The sequence below is a fragment of the Pseudonocardia sp. D17 genome (assembly GCF_036984265.1).
Lineage (GTDB): Bacteria > Actinomycetota > Actinomycetes > Mycobacteriales > Pseudonocardiaceae > Pseudonocardia > Pseudonocardia benzenivorans.
In genome coordinates, this window is record NZ_BPRG01000077.1 from 1 (window position 1) to 17,254 (window position 17,254).

At 69.9% G+C, this 17,254-nt stretch carries 12 protein-coding genes; 8 read left to right on the plus strand and 4 right to left on the minus strand.

Annotation, left to right across the window (positions count from 1 at the left end):
- Positions 1–117: 117 nt before the first annotated feature.
- From PSD17_RS14220 to PSD17_RS14255, 8 genes are all read left to right on the plus strand, one after another.
- Positions 118–1,926, plus strand: a complete 1,809-nt coding sequence (locus PSD17_RS14220) for a type IV secretory system conjugative DNA transfer family protein (protein ID WP_339122912.1) — start codon at positions 118–120, stop codon at positions 1,924–1,926.
- Positions 1,923–2,513, plus strand: a complete 591-nt coding sequence (locus PSD17_RS14225; protein ID WP_339122913.1) for a DUF4913 domain-containing protein — start codon at positions 1,923–1,925, stop codon at positions 2,511–2,513. The genes PSD17_RS14220 and PSD17_RS14225 overlap by 4 nt, the downstream gene beginning before the upstream one ends.
- A 61-nt stretch (positions 2,514–2,574) precedes the next feature.
- The gene (locus PSD17_RS14230; RefSeq protein WP_339122914.1) at positions 2,575–9,291 is read left to right on the plus strand and encodes a DEAD/DEAH box helicase family protein; all 6,717 of its coding nucleotides are present in this window, start codon (positions 2,575–2,577) and stop codon (positions 9,289–9,291) included.
- Positions 9,292–9,550: 259 nt separating this feature from the next.
- The gene (locus PSD17_RS14235; protein WP_339122915.1) at positions 9,551–9,958 is read left to right on the plus strand and encodes a hypothetical protein; all 408 of its coding nucleotides are present in this window, start codon (positions 9,551–9,553) and stop codon (positions 9,956–9,958) included.
- Positions 9,959–10,039: 81 nt separating this feature from the next.
- Entirely contained in the window at positions 10,040–10,783 is a 744-nt protein-coding gene (locus PSD17_RS14240) for a hypothetical protein (RefSeq protein ID WP_339122916.1), read from the plus strand.
- 75 nt (positions 10,784–10,858) lie between these two features.
- Positions 10,859–11,014, plus strand: coding sequence for a hypothetical protein (locus PSD17_RS14245; protein ID WP_339122917.1), 156 nt, complete (start codon positions 10,859–10,861; stop codon positions 11,012–11,014).
- Between the two features lie 686 nt (positions 11,015–11,700).
- Entirely contained in the window at positions 11,701–12,144 is a 444-nt protein-coding gene (locus tag PSD17_RS14250; RefSeq protein ID WP_339122918.1) for a hypothetical protein, read from the plus strand.
- A 63-nt stretch (positions 12,145–12,207) separates the two neighbouring features.
- A complete protein-coding gene (locus PSD17_RS14255) occupies positions 12,208–12,519 on the plus strand; it encodes a hypothetical protein (protein ID WP_339122919.1) in 312 nt (103 codons plus the stop codon).
- A gap of 819 nt (positions 12,520–13,338) precedes the next feature.
- Here PSD17_RS14255 and PSD17_RS14260 read toward each other — a convergent pair.
- From PSD17_RS14260 to PSD17_RS14275, 4 genes are all read right to left on the minus strand, one after another.
- The gene (locus PSD17_RS14260; protein ID WP_158703550.1) at positions 13,339–14,649 is read right to left on the minus strand and encodes a DnaB-like helicase N-terminal domain-containing protein; all 1,311 of its coding nucleotides are present in this window, start codon (positions 14,647–14,649) and stop codon (positions 13,339–13,341) included.
- Positions 14,646–14,891: a hypothetical protein gene (locus tag PSD17_RS14265; RefSeq protein ID WP_158703549.1), complete on the minus strand. Its 246-nt coding sequence runs from the start codon at positions 14,889–14,891 to the stop codon at positions 14,646–14,648. Before PSD17_RS14265 ends, PSD17_RS14260 begins: the two co-directional genes overlap by 4 nt.
- Before the next feature lies 1 nt (position 14,892).
- On the minus strand, positions 14,893–16,905 hold the full coding sequence (locus PSD17_RS14270) for a hypothetical protein (RefSeq protein ID WP_339122920.1): 2,013 nt from the start codon (positions 16,903–16,905) through the stop codon (positions 14,893–14,895).
- The coding region (locus tag PSD17_RS14275; RefSeq protein ID WP_339122921.1) for a hypothetical protein at positions 16,902–17,254 on the minus strand (353 nt) is incomplete at its 5' end. The genes PSD17_RS14270 and PSD17_RS14275, both read right to left, overlap by 4 nt.

Sequence of the window (17,254 nt, forward strand, 5' to 3'; positions counted from 1 at the left end):
CACCGAAAGCGCTCCCTGCCGGGAACCACCGTGCGAAGGGAAGGTAGAGCCATCAGCACGACGGCGCGCCCACCGCTGCGGCTGCATGACGCCGGGGCTCCGCTGACTCTTCTCGGCGTGCTCGCGTTCGGTTTCGTCCTGAGCCTCACCACCTGGCTGAGCGCGTTGATCGCCGCGGCGCCCGGCTTCTCGGTGCCGGCGCTGGGTAGCCCGTTCCTGCGGGCCTTGATGCGCGGCATCGCCGCGGGCTCCTTGGAGCCGATGGTCGGCGCCACTGGCTCTCGCTCCGCGTTCTGGTTCGCCTTCGCCGCGATGTGCTGCCCGATCATCGGTGGCGCCGTCTCTCTCACGATGGTCGTGTCGGACCGGCTGGGCCGGCTCGGGTCACCAGCGGCGTCGCTGGCCGGGCGACGTGACTATCGCGATATGCACGGCCGTGGAGCCCAGCAGCGCGCGGTGACCCTGCGTCCCTCGCTGTCAGACCGTCAACTGACCCCTGCTGATCTGGGGATCCGGCTGGGACGCCTGGGCAAGCAGGACCTCTACGCCTCCGAGGAGGACGTGCTGCTCGAGATCGCAGGCCCGCGATCGAACAAGACCTCGGCGATGGTCGTCCCGGCGGTGCTCTCCGCGCCCGCCTCGGTGATCACCACCAGCAACAAGGTGGACGTCTACACCCTGACCGTCGGCGTGCGGTCGCAGGTCGGCCGGACCTACGTGCTGGATCCGCAAGGGCTCTCGGGCGTTGAGCAGACCTGGTGGTGGAACCCGCTGACGTCGATCCAGGACATGGCCGACGCGCAGCTGCTCGTCGCACACTTCTCCCAGACAATCGGCGCCGGCCACGAGCGCGCCGACCCGTACTTCACCAAGGGCGCCGAGCGCCTGCTCGGTCAGCTGCTCGTCGCGGCCGCCCGCGGCGGCCCCGGCCACAGCCTGCGCGACGTGCGGCAATGGCTCGCGACCCGCAGCGAAGAGCCGGTCCGGCTGCTAAAGGACGCCGGATTCAACGACCTCGCCGAAGGCCTGCAGGGCACCATCGAGGCCCCGGCAGACCAGCGCGGCGGCCTTTACGAGACCGCCCTGACCGCGATCAGCTGTCTGGAATCCGAGGCCGTCGCCCGCTACGTCACCCCGCCCTCGACGTGGACGAGCGCACCCCGGATCAACCGGGTCGAGGAGTTCGACCCATGGTCGTTTGTCGTCGGCGGGCACGGGCCGGGCGGCGACACGTTCTACATGCTGACCCGCGAGGGCGCCGGTACGGGTGCGCCGGTCGTCGCGGCCCTGGTCGACCACCTCCTGCGCATCACCGCCGCGGCGGCCACCGCCCGTGGTGGACGAATCGACCCGCCGGTGCGCGCGGTGCTCGACGAGGCCGCGAACATCTGCCCGATCCGCAACCTGCCCGACCTCTACAGCTACTTCGGCTCGATGTCGATCCAGGTCATGACTTTCCTGCAGTCCTACGGACAGGGTGTCGCGGTCTGGGGCCGCTCGGGGATGGACAAGCTGTGGTCGGCCGCGACGATCAAGCTCGTCGGGGCCGGCGTCCACGATCCCGAGTTCTGTGAGCACGTCTCGCGACTGATCGGTGATCACGACGTCCCGACCTGGTCGGAGCAGCGTGGCCGGGGTGGGTCGTCGACGTCCTACTCGACCCGCCGCGACCGGATCCTGGCCGCATCCGACGTCGCCGCGCTGCCCAAGACCCAGGCGGTCCTGATCGCCTCCGGCCGGCGGCCCGGGCTGATCACGCTGCTGCCCTGGTACGCCGAGCGTGACGCGGACACGATCAGCGAGTACGCCGCAGAGGCCGCCGACCAGGTGCGACAAGCCGCGGTCGCCTCCCTCGGATCAGCCAACCCGCTGGCCCGCCTGCTCACCCACGAGCGTCAGCGCACGCTCGGGAACGCCCAGCAATGACCGCCGATGAGCCCGACAACCTCGCCGCGGTCGTCTACCGGCTGGCCGGCGACCATGCCGCGCTCGCAGCCCGGGTCACCGAGGTCGAGGACCGCGTCGACGAGATTGGCAGCGTCCTTGACGACCTCGAGGCAGCGGCCGCCGCCGCGCCCGTCGACACCATCTCGACCATCGCGCCGGAGCCCGCAGCAACCGAACCTCCTGACGGCGGCCCTGCCACGGTCGAGGTGGGGCTGGATCTACGGCGCCTGGTCGACTGGGTCCGGGAGAACATCGCCCTGCTGATCGAGCGCAAGCTCCCGCAGACCGGCGGGCCGCCCTACTGGTGCCGGAAGTGGTGGATGCATCAGGAGGCGATCGCCCGTTTCGAGGCGTTGCGCCGGTCGTGGGCCGAAGCCGTGACCTCGGGCGAGGGCAACGCGATGGTCGTCTACTTCGAGCATCTCGACCTTCAGCTCGGGGTGCTGTGCGCCGACTACGGGCCGTTCTCGGGATGCACCCGCGGTCACGCACCGGCCGCCACCGCGCTGGGCCACGACGACCCGGACGAAGGCTACTTCCGCGACTTCGAACAGCTCTGCGGTTGAGCCGCGTCACCCGCCCCTGATCACCAGCGCAGCGCTATAAGCTGCAGAAACGGAGAGCGCCGTGCCCGGCCGCCGCCGTCGACGGACCGATCCAGCCGACGACCAGCTCCGGCTGGACTTCCTGTTCAGTGGTCCCGCTGAGCCGGTGTCGGACGTCGACACCGGCGTCGCGCCGAACGGCGTCGCGTCCGAGCCGCCGACCGCCTCCGCCCCGAATTTCGTCCATGACGTCGACCTCGAGGAAGCCAGCAATGAACCGGTACGGCCACCAAGCGATGAGCCACTGGCGACGATGGCTGCCCCAGCGCTTCGCCTCGATCCCGCAGCCGGAGAGGTTCTTCACCGAGCTGGGCGAGCAGGTGGAGAGCCAGATCATCGAGCTGACGCAGACCCTGGCCGGGGACGACCCGCCGGGCGAGGGCTACATGAGCAAACTCGGGCGGCTCAACATGGCGCGGCTGCAGGCCGAGGAGATCGTGCTGGGCGAGCTGGTGCTGCTCCCGGCGGAGCCCGGCGTCGAGGACAACCCGCAGGCGACGCTGCCGCGCGAGTGGGCGGACCTGGCTCAGACACCCGAACCCCCGACTCGCTAGCCGACGCGGCGCCGCGGCACGCGGTCAAGCACGTCCCGGGTTCGGAGCAGGCGCGCCGCGCCGCGCATGAGCTGTCGGTGGCCGCGCGCGCGGCATTCGACACCGCCGACCACGACCGTGCGCTGCAGCTGATCGACGCTGCCGAGGAGCTCGACCCTGCAGCCGCGGAGAACTGGGCACGGATCCGCGGGATCATCGCTGCAGCGCGGCCGGCACCGGCGGCGGCAGCAGCCGCTGGTACTCCCCCGTCACCCGGGGAGACGCCCACGCCTGCTCGGTTCGACCTCACCGAGCTCCAGCGGGCACGGGAGCGCGCGAACTCCCTCGCCCAGCAATCGCGACACTCCCAGGCCGCAACCGTGCTGGCAGCCGCAGTCGCCCCGGCGACGCAAGCCTTCGGGGCGGTGGCCCCGCAGGTGTTGCAGCTACGCGTCGAGCTGGCCGAGACCCAGTTCAACGCAGGTGACTACGCCGGTGCCGAACCGGTCTTCCGGGACCTGGCCACTGATCTCGCGGATGCACAGGACGCCGACACTGACCTCGTGTGGCGGTGTCGTCGTCAGGCAGCCACCTGCCGGGCGTTGATCGGCGACACCGGCGAGGCGGTTCGCCAGCTGACCGCGCTCATGATCGAGCACCACGCCCGCTCCGGCGCCGACGACGAGGTGCAGGAGCTGCGCGAGCAGCTGCGCCTGCTCGGCGTCGAGGTCGAGGTCGAGGTCGAGGTCGGACGCCAGGTAACCATCGAGGCGGGCCCGGCCGCTGAGCCGTCGACGTCCAGCCCGCCACCAACCGAGGCCGCTACCGCTGTGCCGACGGCCCCGGCCGCCGCTGCGGTTCATGGCCCCGCGCCGGGTTCCGGCGACGATGCGAGGCAGCCAAGCGCGCCCACCGTGTCCTCGGAAGCGGGGGCGCCAGCACCCCCGAGGCTGGATACCGGAGCCGAACCGACAACGGAAGCCGAGCGCACCGCCGCAGCCGATCCAACTGACCGTCCGCCGACCAACGAGTCCAGCGTTGCCGTACCCGCGCCTCGTCCCGCCGAGCCCACGGCATCCGTCGCAGACCCAGATCCCAACGCGGTGCCGTTGGTGTCCGCGGCTGCGCAGTTCCGTGCCGCGACCCAGGACCAGCTGGCTCCCTCAGGGTCGCTCGCCCGAGTCCGCGCGAACATCGCGGCGCTGCAGACGCTGCGCGCTCCTCGAGACGACCGGCCGTTTACCGCCGACGAGCAGGCCATCCTCGCCCGATGGTCGGGCTGGGGCGCGGTGCCGGAGGTGTTCGATCCACTGCGCGAGGACCTCGCCTGGGCCCGAGCCCAGCTCGCCGACCTCCTCGACCCGGAGGAGATGAAAGCGGCCGCGCGCAACACGCTCAACGCCCACTACACCGACCTCGGCCTCGTCGCACCGATCTGGTCTGCGCTGCAACAGCTCGGCTTCCGCGAAGGCCGCGTGCTCGAGCCGGGCTGCGGCTCCGGGAACTTCATCGGCGCGGCACCCGCGGGCGCCCAGATGGTCGGCGTCGAGCTGGAGCCCGTGACCGCCGCGATCGCGGCCGCGCTCTACCCGAACGCGCAGATCCGCAGCGAGTCGTTCGCGCAGACACGCGCTCCGGCGGGCAGCTTCGACATGGTCGTCGGCAACGTGCCGTTCGGGAAGGTGGTGCTGGCTGACCGGGAGTACAACGCGCCTGGTCACAGCCTGCATAACCACTTCATCCTCAAGTCCCTCCGGCTCACCGCCCCCGGCGGGCTGGTCGCGCTGATCACCTCGCGCTACACCATGGACGCCGCGAACCCAGCGGCCCGCCGTGAGATGGCTCAGTTGGCCGATCTCGTCGCCGCGATCCGCTTGCCCGAGGATGCCCACCAGCGCGCGGCCGGCACTCACGTGGTCACCGACCTGCTGATCTTCCGTCGGCGTGAGGACGACTACGAACCGGACTCGACGTCGCCGGCCTGGGAGCTCACCGAGCTGGTCGAGATCGACGGCAAGCAGGTGCGGGTCAACGGCTACTTCGCCGCGCGACCGGAGATGGTGTGCGGGCGCCTCGCCGTGACCCGCGGACAGTTCAGTGACGCTGACTTGACCGTCGTCGCGGACGCCCCGGCCGCCGAGCTACTCGCCGAGCGGCTCACCGCGACGGTCGCGGAGGCCGCTGCCCGCGGCCTGGTCCACGCGCCGTCGGCTCCGGCCGCAGCCCGGCCGGCGGCGTTCGTCCCGGCCGATGCCCACGTCGCCGATGGCCACATCCACCACGACGGGACGCAGTTCGTCCAGGCCAGCGACGGCCAGTACGTCCCCTTCGCGGTCCCGAAGACCCAGGAGCCCGAACTCCGGGCCCTGCTCGAGCTGCGGGACACCGCCGTGCGGCTCTTGGAGGCCGAGGCGGCCTCCCTCGACTACACCGTCGAACTCGACGAGCTCCGCGAGCAGCTCAACACCAGCTACGACGCCTACCTCTCCCAGTACGGCCCGCTCAACCGCTTCACCTGGCGCCGCACTGGCCGCACCAACCCCGAGACCGACGAGCCGGTGATGGCGCGGATCGCGCCGCCTCAGGGCAGGTTCCGAAGCGATCCGGCCGCGCCGGTCGTCTACGCCCTGGAGCACTTCGACCCCGCGACCCAACACGCCACCAAAGCCGACATCTTCACCCAGCGCGTCGTCGCGCCACGCGCACCGCAGCTCGGCGCCGACACCGCCGAGGACGCCCTCGCGATCTGCCTGGACACCCACGGTCGGGTCGACATCACCGAAATCGCGCGGCTCCTGGGCCTCGACGACCAGCAGGCCCGCGCGGCGCTCGGGTCGCTCGTATTCGAGGACCCCGGCCAGGACAACAAGCTGATCCCCAGCGCCGAGTACCTCTCCGGACAGGTTCGCGAGAAGCTCGCAATCGCCCGGGCCGCCGCAACCGACGACCCTCGGTTTGAGACCAACGTCGCCGCACTCACCGCGGTGGTCCCCGCCGACCTCGCGCCCGAAGACATCGTCGCCCGCCTGGGTGCGTCCTGGATCGACGTTCGCTACGTCCAGCAGTTCCTGCGCGAGCTCCTCGACGACAGCCGCCTCACCGTCGAGCACCCCTACGGCTCGAACTGGAAGGTCGACGGCGACTGCTACGGGATCACCGCCACAAGCACCTGGGGAACCGAGGACTACGCCGCCCCGAAACTCGCCGAAGCGTTGCTCGAGCAGCGCCCGATCGTGGTCCAGGACGAGGTCGAGGTCTCCGTACCCGGAGGCGGGACGACAACGCGACGAGTCACCAACCTGGCGAAAACCGTAGCCGCACAGGGCAAGGCCGACGAGATCGCGGCACGCTTCGGCGACTGGGTGTGGGAGGACCCGCAGCGGGCCACGGAGCTGGCCCGGGTCTACAACGACCGGTTCAACTCGCTGGTGCTGCGCAGCTACGACGACGTCAAGCTGACCCTGCCGGGACTGGCGCTGTCGTTCGAACCTCGCCCGCACCAGCTCGCCGCGGTCGCACGGATGATCCACGAGCCGGCCGTCGGGCTGTACCACGAGGTCGGGGCCGGCAAGACCGCCGAGATGGCCATGGGTGTGATGGAGCTGCGCCGGCTGGGGATGGTGCGCAAGCCAGCCGTGGTCGTCCCCAACCACATGCTCGAGCAGTTCGCCCGGGAGTTCCAGCAGCTCTACCCGCGCGCGAAGCTGCTCGCCGCATCCAGCGCCGACCTCGTCAAGGACAAGCGGCGGGCGTTCGTGGCTCGCGTGACCACCGGCGACTGGGACGCGGTCATCATGACCAGAACGGCCTTCGAGCGGATCGCGATGTCCCCCGCCGCCCAGGCCGACTACCTCGACGCCCAGCTCAGCGAGCTGCGAGAGGCCCTCGAACGCCAGCGCAGCGAGGGGCAGGGCCGCAGGAACACCCTCAAGCAGCTCGAAACCCGGCTGCTCAACGCCGAGGAGAAGATCAAGGAACGGCTGGCCAAGGACTACGACCCGGCCGTCACCTTCGAACAGACCGGCATCGACTACGTCGTCGTCGACGAGGCCCACGACTTCAAGAACCTCCACACCGCCAGCCGGATCCCCGGCGCAGCGATCGAGGGCTCCAACCGGGCCGCCGACCTGGAAATGAAGATGCACTACCTGCGGCGCCGCCACGGCCTGCGGGTGGGCACGTTCGCCACGGCCACGCCGATCGCCAACTCGATCACCGAAGCCCACGTCATGCAGCGCTACCTACGCCCGGACCTGCTCGAGGCCGCGGGCGTGCTCGACTTCGACACCTGGGCCGCTACCTTCGGGCAGACGACCGCCGAGATCGAGATCAGCCCCGACGGCGGCACACCGCGGCTCAAGGCGCGGTTCGCGAAGTTCCACAACGTGCCCGAGCTGCTGCGGATGTGGTGGGTCTCTGGCGATGTCAAGACAGCCGAGGACCTCAACCTGCCGCGCCCGGAGCTGTTCGCCCGGCCCGAGGACGGCAAGCGGCTCCCGCAGACCGTCATCGTGCCGGCCTCAGCAGAGCTCGTCGGGTTCATGAGCGAGCTGGCCGAGCGCGCCGAACGGGTGCGCAGCCGCGCCGTGCGCCCCGAGCAGGACAACATGCTGCTGATCTCCAGCCACGGCCGCGCCGCCGCCCTGGACATGCGGCTGGTCGGCCACCCGATGGCACCCGGCGAGTCGAAGATCGAGGCCGCCGCCGACAAGATCGCCGATATCTGGCGCGAGCACCGCGACGACCCCTTCAGCCGCCGCGACGGCACTCCCCACCCCACGCCTGGGGGGTTCCAGATCGTCTTCTGCGACCTCAGCACTCCCAAACCCGACGGGTGGAACGCCTACGACGAGCTGCGCGCACAACTCGCCACCCGAGGCGTGCCCGAGGAAAGGGTGCGGTTTATCCACGATGCCCGCAACGACCGGGAGAAGGCCGAGTTGTTCGAGGCCTGCCGCAACGGCGCCGTCGCGGTGCTGGTCGGGTCGACGGGCAAGATGGGCGTCGGCACCAACGTCCAGGCCCGCGCGATCGCGCTGCACCACCTGGACTGCCCATGGCGGCCGGCCGACCTTGCCCAGCGCGACGGCCGGGCCCTGCGCCAGGGCAACGCCTACGCCGAGATCGGCATCTACCGCTACGTCACCGAGGGCTCCTTCGACGCCTACAGCTGGCAGACCGTCGCCCGCAAGGCCAGCTTCATCGCCCAGGTCATGCGGGGCCGGCTCGACATGCGCGAGATCGAGGACATCGGCGATGCCGCCTTGTCGTTCAACGAGGTCAAAGCCCTCGCCGCGGGGAATCCGCTGCTGCTGGACAAAGCCAAGGCCGACGCCGAGCTGACCCGCCTGGAACGACTCGAACGAGCCCACCAGCACAGCAAGGGCCGCCTCCGGTTCACCATCGACGCCCACCGCCGTGGGATCGACCGGCTCACTGAGGAGGTCGCTGCCCTCACCACTGCGATCGACGCCCGCCGCGACACACGCGGCGAGGCCTTCAGCATGCGCATCGACGGGCAGACCTTCACCGACCGCGCCGACGCCGGCAAAGCCCTCACCGACCGGCTCCTGCTCGCCCTGAGCAACACCACCTCCGGGTCCGAGCGCACCCTGCGCGGTGTCGCCGAGCTCGGCGGCCTGAGCTTCGACGCCACCGTCCACAACAACCGTCTCCACACCGGCTACCAACTGCAGGTCGCGGGCCTGCACGGCAGTCCGGTCACCGGGTCTCGCACACAGCTGCTCGAGTCCAAACCGCACGGCCTGACCATCCGCATGGAAAACCGGCTCGCCGGCCTGGACAAGTCACGTACCGACACCGAGGACGCCATGCAGTCCGCCCACGAGGAGATCGCACGAGCCGAAGCCCAACTCGACGCGCCCTTCCCCCACGCCACGGCCCTCGAGGAAGCCCGCCGCGTCGCCCGCGACCTCGACCGGCAGATGGCCGAGTGGGCTGCCGAGCAAGAACGGCCCCCGGCCGAACCTGACACCGGGGAGAGCCCCACCGTGGCCGAGGAGCTCGGACCCGCCCAGCAGCACCCCGCCGCGCGAGCGGCGGTCACCGTCGCGCCCCGCCCCCCGTCCGAGCCGCAGCCCGCCGCGCGCCGGCTCAGTGATCCGAAACCCCTGCGCCCGGTTCCGACACAGCAGAACACCAGTGCGCCACAGCGACAGCCTGCGCACCAAGCCGTAAAACCGTGAGCCCACGGTGCCTGCCCAGGACCGTTCATGGACAAGACCTCGGCTCCCGGAATTGTTGACACGCGCTCTTCAGCTAAGTCACCGGGGTGCGGAATGTCTGCATAAATCGGGCGTAACCGGACATACTCGCCATATGGTCGTGACTGAGCGTCGTCCGCTGTAACGGGTCTCTGGATCAGAGCGAACACCATCGCAGTGTCCGCAGTCCCCCACTTCTCTCGACGCCGACATGCACAGAGGGACAGCTCATCCCACACATATGAAGGAGATCAACTTGGACTCGGGAACCTCGCTGCTGCTCATATTGGTTCTGTTGTTCATCGCGGTCTTCATCTGGCAGTACGTCGCATCCGGCAACGCGCGCACGACGACGCGGGTGGAGACTCCGCGCGCCCCGCAGGAAGCTGCTCAGGTCGTCCAACAGGCATTCTCCGGCGCGCGGAGTGCCCTGTGGACCGCAACGTCTGGTCCGGGAGCGTTCAACATGCGCAGACGAGGCAAGGACGGCGGCATCACCATGTCAATTGACGTCCACGCCCTCCCAGCTGGCGGGTCAGCCGTTGACATGTGGGCCTCGGACTACAACCAACGATTCGTTGCGCTTATCAACTTTGCAGGTTCGGTCAATAGCCGCAAGAAAGCTATAGCGCGCGAATTGGCTTCATAGCCGGTCGATCCGAAATAAGACCTCGCATGGACGAGGTGGTTTCCTCAGCCTGACAGAGGCGAATCCTGGGAGGCGACAGCGGTGGCCTGGTTCTCAAAACGCAATTCTTCGGGGATAGTTCCAGATGTAATTCTGAGCCAGCTCGGCGACTTGGGACACGCTTCCCTCGCAGCACGCGCCAAAGGCGTCCACGTTGACGACCCCCGCTTTGATTGGAGCAACTTCTACAGCAAGTTCCTGCCTGCCTATCAAAGCAACCTCGAACAAGCCATTGCCGAGATACACACAGCGGCCGGCGACGACCTCTTCGCCCGATTCGGCGGTAGCCGCGTAGTAGCTGAATTTGATGGCAACATCAAGGAACCTCTCTACTTAGACATGCTGGATGCCGGATTGCAGTTGATGTACGATCGCGGACTTTCAAGCCACCATCTCACCGGGTACGAGGCTGACCGATGGTTCGAGACACGTGGCGATCTTCGGGCTACCTTCGACCGGATCGTTGACGTCGAGGTCCCAGAGGGCCAAGTGACGACGATCGAACTAGCTCTCGGGCAGAAAATCATGGTCGCGCAGATGGGGCCCGAACCGACCGACAACAGGTTCTACATCGAGCGGATTGACGACCACGTCTATCGTGCGTTTTCAATGCGGGAAGCGGAGTGGGGAGACGGCATCCTGAAGCGCTGCGAAGAACCAACAATCCCAGTCCAGGGGAACGCTGACGGCGCCCTTCGTGCGCTGGCTCGCTACCTTCGGTTACCCCCATACTGGGCGTATGAGGAGATGCGGCCCTACTTTCCCGAGAAGCGAAACCTCCACTGACGGACGACGTTGAAAATGATGCGCCGCCCCCAGGTTCGGTGACACACCTTCTTCAAGATGGACGCAGAACGGTAGTTGAACTACGCCAAGCTGACGGCCTCAACATTGCGGCACCGCCCGGTGCCGGGACACCGCCGGGCGCCGGACGACGACGAGGACGAGGACGAGGACGAGGACGAGGACGAGGACGAGGACGAGGACGAGGACGAGGACGAGGACAGGAGACGATGAGATGGCATGCCCCTGTGAGCGTGCACGCAAAGAGAAGGAGAAGTGCGCGTGGTGTAAGGAAGCTGTGGCACACGGGATTCCTCCTGAACGCCACAACTGTCAATGGGGACGCTGTTCCTAAGGTATAGAATGCGAGGAATCTGATGGGTGCTGTTCCACCGCCACAGAAGCCGCCGGCAATCGTGCGCCAGGCCGTACAGAAGCCAGCATCGGCAAAGTCTCACGCGGACCAACGCGCCAAGGAAGCTGCCCGTCGGGCCGTCGAGCAGGCGACACGGCGAAAAGGAGGGCCAACGACCGGGGGGAAGTAGCGCGCCGCTCAATATCGACGATAGCTCGTCGTCTCGCCCTTCCGAGTCCACGCAAGGCGAGACGACGAGCAGCTAGCCGGTGTCGCGGTCACGACCAGCAGGCCGTTGTGCTCGACTTCAAAGGGGACGGGGGACGGGGCCCAACCGTAACGCTCTCGCCGCCCCTCGGTCAGCGGTTGAGCTCGCACGTTAGCGACTGAAGATCCACCAGCAGCTGGTAACTGGGCACCGATAGGCCGCGCTGATACCCGGTCGCACCCGTAACGCAGGACGCTTCGCGGACGAAAGGTCCGGTGACGGCCGCGCTCCGAAATGGTCGGCAAGACCTGCTCATGCGAGGACGACACCCCTATGGAGTCCATTATCGCGCGCGCCGTGGCCACTCTGGCCCTGGGCGCGCTGGCCACCGGGCTCGCTGCCGCCTGCTCCGACCAGGTCCCGCCGGCGCCCGCCGGCGTCGCCGCGCCGGCGACACCATCGACGACCGTGCAGGCCACCACCCCGAACCCCACGCCACCGCCCACGTCGGCTCCGGCCCAGCCCACGTCGCCCAAGCCCAGGGCGAAGCCCAAGGTCGCCTACTCGTGCGAGCCCGACGCACCCGCGAAATTCGGCGACCCCGCCCACCCGAACACGATCACGAATAAGTCCTGCCCGGCCCTGAACGCCGCCAAGGAAAAGGCGGCCCGCGACTACCAGCGCAAACTGGACGCCGAACGCAGCGCCGTCAGCGACGCCGCGCTGCAGGCCTGCCGCGAGCAGACCGGCCAGACCACCGCCCAGTGCCAGGCGCAGGCCCGCGCCGGTCTGGCCTCCTGATCGAACTCGTCCGAGGTCGGCCGCGTAGGGCCTCTGGGCCCGTGCCGCAGCTTCCGACCGCATGTGCTGCGGTTCCAGGTGATCGAGGACGGCGAGGCGCGCTATGAAGATCAATTCGTAGGCGTCGTCAAGGGTCTGTTCACCTTGCTCGGCGCGGAAGAGGGGCTCGCCCTTGCCAACCGCGCCCAGGAGGCCACCGCGTCTGGAGCGACTGCCGACGCCGCTGCGGCCTTCCGGGTTGTCGGTCCGAGCCGGGTCGACATCGAGGTGAGCGACTTCCTGATCATGATTCAGCCCCACCTTGAGGGCCGATTCCAGGTGGCCGCACAACGCTGGACCCCAATGGGTACGCGGCTCGTGCTCACCCGGCCGTAGTGTGCTATGCCAGAACGGCTTGCTGTACCGTAGACGTTGCAGTTGATGTCACGTATGTGCTCACCAGGGGCCGCATCCGGGCAAGGGCTACGACCCCCGGTGAGGTGTCGGCTGCTAGGAGAACAGCAAGATCACGACCGGCAACATGGCCGTGATGAGTTGAAGGGTGGCGACCGTCAGGTCGGCGCCCTTCTTCTCTTTGTGGCACCTGCAGCAAGCCATCGTCTGTATCACCTCCTTTTGCTTAGCTGACATGGGCAATCGTACTGCCCGCACCCACAACTCCCTGACGCGCAGAAGTGCGGTGCATGCGTGCAGCACCCATTGGTTACGGAAAGTAGCTGAGAGTGACAGTGGGGAATCACTGCAGGTAGAACTAGGTGAGTAGCGTGCTGACTACTGGCTACGATTTCCCGGTAACCACCCCCAAATGGAGTCGCAACGTGAGCAGAGTTGCGCAAAGTAGTGCAGTTGTATGCGTCTGAATTCGTCCTTCTCCCTACGAATCCTGAGCCAGACGGCTGTCGTGATGCGCCGGGCGGTCTTGTGTGTTGCGTAGGCGCACCGGTGATCTGCACGCGTGCAGGCGACCGGCCTGGAGGTAGGTCACCGGGCCGCAGCCACGCTCACATCACCGCGCGCTGATCATCGAGTACTGGCTGGCCCGCTACCGAGGGTGGCGCACCACACGTCGAGCGCGCCGCTCTGCCGGACGGAGATACCCGCGCCGTAGCAGGTGGGTTGCTGTGCCGCTGACAGCACCCTGGTCGAACGGTGGGCGCGGCGGAACGGACGATGACCCTGCCATGCAGGGTGGTCCTACCCTCGACGCCGGACTGCGCCACCCCGGGCCGGGTGGCTAGCTGGCGGAGCATGCTCGTTGCTCGACAACCGCGGAGGTGGCACGGTCGCCGGTGTCGCGCGCGGGCCCCCATCTGCCGGCCCAGCGAACATCGCGGCTGCGATGGACGGGGCGGTCTGGCCACCGAGCCGTTCGGAGGTGCGCTGCGCCATGTTCAGGGCCTGTTGGGCGTTCTGCAGCAGAGCCCTTGTGTCAACCGTGCGGTCGCCGGCGATGCTGTCGAGTTCGGTCCGCGCGCGGTGCGTGACGCGTTGCAGAGCGGCGCGCCCGATCACGTCGGCGGCGCGGTGGCCAGCGAGCCGGTCGCCGCGCTCTGCCAGCCGGTGCAGCGTCGGTGCGTCGTAGCCGGCGGGTTCGAGGTCGGCAGCGTGGGCGACGGCGCGTGCGGTCTCGACCTCGACGGCGACCAGCACGAAGTCGACCGGGTCCCCGCGCTGGGTCATGTCGAGTACGACCCGCCAGGTCTGCGCGGCGTCGGCGTTGGCGAAGTCCTCGGGTCGTAGCCACTCAGCGGCGCACGACCGGACCTCGTGCGACACCAGGCACGCGCCCACCAACGCCCGCTCGGCCCGTTCGATCTCCGCACCGGACGGCGCCGCAGCCTTCGGGGCGGCGCCGGCCGACACCCCGGCCGCCGCCTCGGCAGGCGGTGGGAGCTCAGCGACTGGTGGCGCTCCTGACAGGGCTTCGAGGATGGAGACCCTGCCGCTGTGCGAGGTTGCGACTCTGCCTTCCAGCCGCTGCAGGGCTGCGCGCACGCCCGACAGCGCTGGGGCCATGACGTCGGGGGCGTGCTGGCCGTCGTGTTCGGGGGCTGTACGGCCGAGCTGTTCGATGCGCGCGCCCGCGGCCGCGACGTGGCGGCGGACGGAGTTGTCGAGCACGATCCGCGCGTAGCGGACGTGCTCGCTGCGCGCTGTCCCGCCCCGGCCACGGTGCGCGCGGTCTGGTGTCGCCGGGGTCATCGACAGCAGCGTGTGCAGGGCCGGCGCCGAGAGCGGGCCGAGGCCGCTGCTATCAACGTGGGCGTCGTGGTACTCGCCGCGAGCAAGGATCCCGGGGAGGTCTTGAAGGACGACCGGGCGGTGGTCGGCGATCAGTCCGGTCAGGGTCTGGTAGATCGCGCGGTGCGCCCAGTGCTCGAAGTCGGCCGGTTCGAGCCAGTCGGCGACGTCTCGGATCCGAGCGGGCTCCCACAGCAGGGCACCGAGCAGAGCTTGAGCGGCGAGGTCGCCGGCAGCCGCGCCGCGGGCGTCGGCCGCGCTCACCGCCCGGGCTCCGCGTCCCCGGCGTCGCCGGCGTGCGCCGCTGTCAGCTTGGCGGCGAGCCGGTCGAACTCCGCGGACGCGGCGGGCGACGCGGGCTCGAATTCCCCGTCGGCCGGGCCTGTGGTCGGCAGCTGCCACCAGAGGCCGTCGATGCGGACCGGGACCGGGAAGTGCTCGGGCATCAGCGCGTGGGCCTCGCCGCGGTGCAGGAGCTGACGCATCTCGTGCTGGCTGATCGCCATTTCAGCGGCTCCTCGTCCGGTCCTGCTCGTGCGTGGGCGGGCGCGGACGTCGCGGAGCCGCGCCTACACCACCCCTTACTGCCGGGGTCCGGGTCGCGACCGCGGCCGCGTGGGGCACGTAGGCCACCTCGGCGCGCAGCGCCGCAGCGACCTGCGCGCCGTGCTGCTCTGCTGCGCTCGCCCGTTCCGCGGCCGCCGCCTGGTCGTGGACATGCGCGTCGACCTGACCATCGTGGTCTTCCCGCTCCGGAGTGTCCGCGGCGTCGGGTGTCGCGCGGGCATAGCCGGCGAGCACCTCGTCGCGGTCGGCCCGGGCCTCAGCCGCTGCTACAGCTGCACCATGCCCGGCCGAGGCGGCTGGCGCCCGACCCAGCCGGGCCGCCAACCGGGCGTCCTGCTCGACGGTTCCCAGCCCGATCGCGGCATCCAACCCGACCCGGTCGACCGCGCTGGACTCGTCGAGCTGCTCGGTCCAGCCCAGATGAGCGGAGGCCGCAGTCCGGGCAGAGTCCTCCGGCGGGCGTTGCGTCGGCCCGCGGTCCTGGCCGGGCTCGCGACCCGCCGCTGGCTCCGCGTCGTCGACCTCGGTCGCGCCGGCGTGCGGCGTCGCACGGGAGCGCTCCGCCCGGCCGGTGAGCAGCGTGGCCGCGAACGCCGCGGGACGCCTCGCGGAGTCGACCTGGGTCGTCGTCAGCGACGCGAGCAGCTCGTTCACCGGGACGCCTTCGTTCTGCCAGTCCGCCAGTTTCTTGGCCAGGCGCGGCCACGCCGAGCAGCCCACGATCTTGTCTGCTGTGGCGCGCGGCAGCGACTCCTCGACCAGGCTCGCCATGCTCGCGCGGCCTCCGGCCACGGGGGGCCGTTCGGTGAGGTTGCCCCGCTGGCGGACGATCGCGGCGAGGTAGCTGGCTGGGTCGACGGCGTTGCGGATGCGCCCGACCGGTAGACGCGCCAGCAGCCCGTCCACCGTCCGTCCCTCGTCCATCTGCGCGTTGATGCCGTCGAGCAACTTGTCGTAGCCACGGGCGGTCTGAACCTTGGAGAGCACGTCACTGGGCAGTGCCTTCGTCAGCGCCTGCTCGATCGCGTGCGCGTGCGCCGGCCGGGTCGCGTCCGGGCCCGGCGGATCGGCCGCGGACCGGGCCGCCCGGTGTTCGGCCTGCGCGCGCAGGTCGAGGTCGACCGGCTCGTCCTTCGGCAGCATCTGCTCGACCAGGTGCGCCGCGAGCGCGGCGGGGTTGTCGACATCGGCCCCCATCAGGCGCGCCGCTCCGACCTCGGTGAGGACCGTGGTCATCGAGACCCCGTGCGCTTCCATCTGCGCCAGCCGCCACGCCAGCGCCCCAAACGCCGGATTGAACGACTCTCCCGCCCGGCGCCGAGCCTGCGTCGGCTCGATGACCGCATCCGCGAGACCCCCAGGCCAGACCTCGCGAACCGCCGCGGCGGCGCGCACGAGCCGCTGCTGCTCGGTGTCGACCCCCTCCCGCTGCGCAGCGTGGGCCCGGTCCGCGGCCAGACCGGCGAAGCCGTGCAGGCGCGCCACCTTCTCCGGTCCGCCGGCCATCAGGTCGTCCGCCAGCGCCCGCACGGTGGCCTCGTCAGCGCACCGCACGACTGTGCGGACCGGGCTTTGGTCGCCAGCCGGGCGCGCGAGCGCCTCCAACCCCCAGGCCCCGAACGAGTCCGCCGGGCCGAACGTGACACTGACCGCCCCGCCGGGGGTCACGCCGTCACGGTGCTCCGGTTCCCCCGCACCCCACGGCTCCTCGCCGCGCATCCGCCGCTCGAACTGGGCGCGCTCCTGGTCGGTCATCGTGCGGACCGGCGGATCCGCGGCGGCGGCGAGCTGGTCGTGCTCGCGGGCTGCGTCCTCTCCTCGGTTCCACGCGCGGCGCCCGAGCTCGAGGCGGCGCTGCCGCACTACCCCGGCCAGCCCCATCAGCGCTTGGGTCCACAGCTGGGTCTGGTCCCGGCCCAGTCCCAGTACCGGCACCTCGGCAGTCTCGGTCACCGTCGTCTCCCCCGATCATCGCCGTTCCCCGACCGACCCGGTGCCGCTCCAGGCCGTGACCGCCCGACATCCGGGCGCGCCCGCCGGCCAGCGGGCTGCTGTCCTCGCGCCGGCGTCTCCCCTTTCCGACCGGGTGGACGGCTGGCCGACGCCAGCAGGTCCGCGCTATGCCGGGCCGCCGCGGCTTGGGCCAGGCACTGCTGGCTCTCCCGATAGGCGGCGACCTCGGCGATCAGCGCCGCGAGCGCGACCGCGAGCTGCGCGACTCCCTCGTCACTGCGAGGGCCGGCGACCGCGCGCAGCGCGATCAACCGCCACGCCGCGGTCCGCAGCTCGGCGGCCACCGGAG